The 383-nt window shown below is 52.0% G+C and carries 1 protein-coding gene; it reads left to right on the plus strand.

All coding sequences use genetic code 11. The features are described from left to right. On the plus strand, positions 1 to 383 hold a 383-nt coding region (locus ACYVTD_RS16350; protein ID WP_461248728.1), incomplete at both ends, for an MBL fold metallo-hydrolase.

Raw genomic sequence — 383 nt, forward strand, 5'->3', positions numbered from 1 at the left:
AACAGGCATTTGACTTCCGTGCTTTTGCGGCGGGAGGGGGAGTTGTTTCTCTTTGACTGCGGCGAGGGGACGCAGGTGTCCCTCAGGCGGCTGAATCTGCGGTGGAAAAAGATTTCCGTCATTTTTATCAGCCATACCCACGCCGATCATGTTACGGGTATTCCCGGGCTTTTGATGCTTTCATCGCAGGTGGATAGGGACGATCCCCTCTACATAATCGGGCCGCCGAGGATTGCCGAATATATCGAAACTAACCGCCGTGTGCTGGATATGTACATCAACTATGAAATTATCGTACAGGAAATTACCGCCCCGGGCATCGTGTACAAGGGGGACGGTTTTCATGTGCGCTGTTTCCCCCTGAAGCATACAAAACCCTGTTA

This window comes from Treponema sp. R6D11 (assembly GCF_054786075.1).